Here is a 4,583-nt window from a genome sequence, read left to right as displayed (position 1 = left end):
GCCCCGACGTTTCCGTCGTTGCGAGCCGCCCATTATAGCCGGCTTTTCCGCTTCGTCAACACCTTTTTTCAAGGCCGTTTCGCCGGAGCGAAGCGTTGTTGACTCTGCTGCCCCGACGTCCGGCCCGAAGGCGTTTCGTCGTTGCGAGCCGCCTATTATGCCGGACTTTTCCAGTCCGTCAACACCTTCGTTCGATTGAATCGTTCGGCGGTGGTGGCGTTCCCTTTGTCGCTGAAGCGCCTTGTTGGCGGCCCCTGCGACGGGGGAGGTGAAGTATGTGCCTTTCCCTACGCTTTGGGAAGGGGGTGTGAGCATTTATTTCACGCCGCCATGCATTTGTTCATGCATGGCGGCGATCAGGCACCCACTGCGGCCTCAGCCAGCCAGCAGGCGGACGCGGGCGAAGGTGCGCTTGCCCACCTGCAACAGACCTTCAAAGCCCGGCTGCAACTGCTGCTGGCCGTCTTCCACGACATCCCCGTCCACCTTCACCGCACGCTCCTTGAGCTTGCGATTGGCTTCGGAGTTGCTGGGGGTCAGGCCCGCTGCGGTCAGCAGGGCCGCGATCCGCAGGCCTTCGGCCGGCACCACCACGTCCTGCAACGGCAGCTGGGTGATGTCGCCCTGCCCGGTCACCGCGGCATTCCAGCCGGCCACGGCCTGCTCGGCCGCGGCGGCGTCATGGAAGCGGGTGGCCAGTTCGCGGGCCAGCCGCAGCTTCACTTCGCGCGGGTTGAGGCCGCCGGCCGCCACCTGTTCACGCAGGGCCAGCGCCTCGGCCTGGCTGATGTCGAAGGACAGCAGCTCGATCCAGCGCCACATCAGGGCGTCGTCCACCTTCATGGTCTTGGTGACGATGTCGATGGCCGGTTCGCTCACCCCTATATAGTTGTGCAGCGACTTGGACATCTTGTTGACGCCGTCCAGGCCCTCCAGCAGCGGCATGGTCAGCACCACCTGCGGCTTCTGCCCGTGGTGCTCCTGCAGGCCCCGGCCCATCAGCAGGTTGAACTTCTGGTCGGTGCCGCCCAGTTCCACGTCCGCTTCCAGGGCGACCGAGTCATAGCCCTGCACCAGCGGGTACAGGAACTCATGGATGGCGATCGACTGCTGGGCGGCATAACGCTTGGCGAAGTCATCGCGTTCCAGCATGCGTGCCACGGTGTGCTGGCCGGCCAGGCGGATCATGTCCGCCGCACCCATCTTGCCGAACCACTCCGAATTGAAGCGCACTTCGGTCTTTTCCCTGTCCAATACCTTGAACACCTGCTCTTCATAGGTGCGCGCATTGGCCAGCACGTCCTCCCGGCTGAGTGGCTTGCGCGTGAGGCTCTTGCCGGACGGGTCACCGATCATCCCGGTGAAATCGCCGATCAGGAAGATCACCTGGTGGCCGAGGTCCTGGAACTGGCGCAGCTTGTTGAGCAGCACCGTGTGGCCCAGGTGCAGGTCCGGCGCGGTGGGGTCGAAACCGGCCTTGATCCGCAGGGGCTTTCCGCTTTCCAGGCGCGCACGGAGATCCTCGACCTTCAGGATCTCGTCGGCACCACGGCTGATCAGGGCAAGGGCTTCATCGATGGAGGACACGTTCACTACTCCCGGCAACGCCGTTTCTTCTTGTGGGGTGTTAAGAGCAAGTTAACCGCATCGGCTTCACAAAAGCCAATAGGCACAAGGGTTTGACGCGGTTTTCATAGGTGTCTATGGTAACCGGCGATCCAGCCCGTGCTCCCGGGCCAGCCAGGAAAACACCTCTGATGCTCAATTCCGATCACGGCCGCGCGCGCAAACAGCGCTTCAAGGAACGGCTCCACGTCCTGCACGACAACGCCCTGCACCGGAAGCTCAGGCAACACCTCCCCGCCGCCTTCAATGAGCGCTGGACCCGGCGCCACTGGGTGCACGCCAGCATGTTCGCGACCATCGGCATGCTGGTGGCGACCATCGTGCCGGGGTTCTCCAGCACCATCGAAACCCCCTACCCCAACGCCCACACCAGCCTGGCGCTGCCGTTGCCGCCGCTCGCACACGGTCGCCAGCAGGCCACGCCCGGCGACAGCTGGCAGGTGCTGCGCGTGCAGCGCGGCCAGACCCTGAGCGATCTGTTCGACGAAGCCGGGATCCCGGCCACCACGCTGCATCGCGTGCTGGAACACCCCGGCACCCGCGAGGCGCTGGTCAAGCTGCGCCCGGGCACCGAAATCGCCTTCGACATGCCGCTGTCCGGCGAGCTGCGCAGCATCCGATTCAACCGCGACGATGCCAACCGGGTGGAGCTGGCCCTGGCCGGGGACACCATCAAGGAGACGGTCACCAAGCGCGAGACCAGCACCCGTACCGTGGTCACCAGCGGTGAGATCACCAGCTCGCTGTATGCCGCCGCGCGCAAGGCCGGACTGTCGCCTTCGGCGATCGCCACCATGACCGACGATATCTTCAAGTACGACATCGACTTCTCCAAGGACCTGCAGCCCGGCGACCGCTTCAGCGTGGTGATGGATGAAACCTGGCGCGAGGGCGAGCGGGTCGACACCAGCAAGATCCTTGCGGCGACCTTCACCAGTGGCGGCAAGACCTATTCCGGTTTCCGCTTCGACCGCAACGGCAAGGCCGAGTACTTCGACCTGGACGGGCGCCCGCTGAAGAAGAGCTTCATCCGCATGCCGATCCAGTTCGCGCGGCTGAGTTCCACCTTCGGTGCGCGCCGCCACCCGGTGCTGGGCAAGATGCGCATGCACAAGGGCGTGGACTATGCCGCGCGCACCGGCACCCCGATCATGGCCGCCGGTGACGCCCGCGTGCAGTTCGCCGGCACCCAGCGCGGCTACGGCAACGTGGTGATCCTGGACCATGGGCGCGGCCACACCACCCTGTACGGGCACATGTCGCGCTTCGGCAAGATCCGGACCGGCCAGCGCGTAGCGCAGGGTACGGTGATCGGCTACGTCGGCTCGACCGGGCTCGCCACCGGCCCGCACCTGCATTACGAATTCCGCGTCAACGGCGAACACCGCAACCCGCTCAGCGTGACCATGCCACCGCCGGAACCGCTGCGCGGTGCCGAACTGGTGGCCTTCCGTGCGCAGACGTCGCCGGCCATGGCGCGCATCCAGGGCATGGAGAAGCTGATCTACGCCGACGCCAGCCCGGCGCCGCGGCCTGCGCAGGCCGCCACCGAAGTGGCCAGCACCGCACGCGGCAACGCCGGCAGCAAGCGCGGCTGAGGCACCGATCCCTCGCATTGACGAGCATCGACAGGGCGCCCAAGCTGGCGCCCTTGTTGTTTGTGGAGGTTCCATGGCTGCTTCGTTCGACCCTGCCCTGCCGCTGTACCTGGGGCTGATGTCCGGCACCAGCGCTGATGGCATCGATGCGGCGCTGGCGCAGTTTCCCGCCGAAGGCGGCTGCCGTTTCATCGAAGGCCTGACCCTGCCGTGGGATCCGCTGCTGCGCGAGCGGTTGGTGGCGCTGGGCCAGGGCGGTGAACTGGCGTCGCTGGATGAGCTGGGCGATGTCGATGCGCGCATCGGCCTGGCCTTTGCGGCCGCGGCAGTCGCGCTGCTGCAGCACAGTGGCGTGGAGGCGGCGCAGGTCAGGGCGATCGGTTCGCACGGACAGACGGTCCGCCATCGACCGTCGGCGTCGCCGGCCTTCACCCTGCAATTGGGCGATGCCAACCGCATCGCCGAGCACACCGGAATCACCACCGTGGCGGACTTCCGCCGCCGCGACGTGGCCGCCGGCGGACAGGGCGCGCCGCTGATGCCGGCCTTCCACCTGGCGATGCTGGGTACGGCCGACGAAGACCGCGCGGTGCTCAACCTGGGCGGCATCGCCAACCTGACGCTGATCCCGCGCGTGGGTACGCCGCTGGGCTTCGATACCGGCCCGGCCAATGCCCTGCTGGACGCATGGTGCGAGCGGCATACCGGCAAGGCGTACGATGCCGACGGCGCGTTCGCGGCCAGCGGCGTGGTCGACGCGGCCCTGTTGGCGCGCTGGCGTGACGACCCGTGGTTTGCGCTGCCGCCGCCGAAGAGCACCGGGCGCGAGCAGTTCCACCTGGCCTGGGTGCAGCAACAGATCGGGGACGGCCAGCACCTGGCCGCCGATGTGCAGGCCACGCTGCTGGAACTGACTGCGGCGACCGTGGCCGACGCACTGCGACGGACCTTGCCCGGTGCCAGCCGGGTGCTGGTGTGCGGCGGCGGCGTGCGCAATGGTCACCTGATGCAGCGGTTGGCGGCGCGCCTGCCCGGCGTGGTGGTGGAATCCAGCGCGCGGCATGGGCTGGATCCGGATTACCTTGAAGCGCTGGGGTTTGCCTGGCTGGCCCAGCGTACGCTGGATGGCCTGGCCGGCAACCTGCCCAGCGTCACCGGTGCGGTGGGGCTGCGGGTGCTGGGGGCGATCCACCCGGGCTGAGCGGCGCCGGCGAACGGCGGGGCCCCTCGTGGTGGTCGCGAGAAGCGGTTTGCTGGAACTGGGCCGGACGGGAGGGGTTCGCGGGGGACGGCAAAAGCCGCTCCTGCGGGCCTCGTTTCGCGCCATCCATGGCGCTCAACGCCCCCACCAACCCCTCC

At 67.3% G+C, this 4,583-nt stretch carries 3 protein-coding genes; 2 read left to right on the top strand and 1 reads right to left on the bottom strand.

The window, feature by feature from the left end; all coding sequences use genetic code 11:
• Positions 1-375: 375 nt before the first annotated feature.
• Positions 376-1,587 carry a tyrosine--tRNA ligase gene (gene tyrS, locus ABE522_RS17395; RefSeq protein ID WP_346592773.1) on the bottom strand — a complete coding sequence of 404 codons (1,212 nt, stop codon included), beginning with the start codon at positions 1,585-1,587 and terminating at the stop codon, positions 376-378.
• Positions 1,588-1,757: 170 nt separating this feature from the next.
• On the opposite strand from tyrS, the gene ABE522_RS17390 reads away from it, so the two are divergent.
• Positions 1,758-3,224: a peptidoglycan DD-metalloendopeptidase family protein gene (locus ABE522_RS17390; RefSeq protein WP_346592772.1), complete on the top strand. Its 1,467-nt coding sequence runs from the start codon at positions 1,758-1,760 to the stop codon at positions 3,222-3,224.
• Between the two features lie 73 nt (positions 3,225-3,297).
• Positions 3,298-4,425 (top strand): anhydro-N-acetylmuramic acid kinase, encoded by a 1,128-nt coding sequence (locus tag ABE522_RS17385; RefSeq protein WP_346592771.1) that lies wholly within the window; start codon positions 3,298-3,300, stop codon positions 4,423-4,425.
• Positions 4,426-4,583: the final 158 nt, after the last annotated feature.

It is taken from the genome of Stenotrophomonas lacuserhaii (genome assembly GCF_039674585.1).
Taxonomy (GTDB): domain Bacteria; phylum Pseudomonadota; class Gammaproteobacteria; order Xanthomonadales; family Xanthomonadaceae; genus Stenotrophomonas; species Stenotrophomonas pennii_A.
This window is presented reverse-complemented; position numbering and strand designations above follow the sequence as displayed.

Coding starts and splice junctions, on each gene's coding strand:
- ABE522_RS17385 (WP_346592771.1), top strand. CDS start 3,298: ATGGCTGCTTCGTTCGACCCTGCCCTGCCGCTGTACCTGGGGCTGATG.
- ABE522_RS17390 (WP_346592772.1), top strand. CDS start 1,758: ATGCTCAATTCCGATCACGGCCGCGCGCGCAAACAGCGCTTCAAGGAA.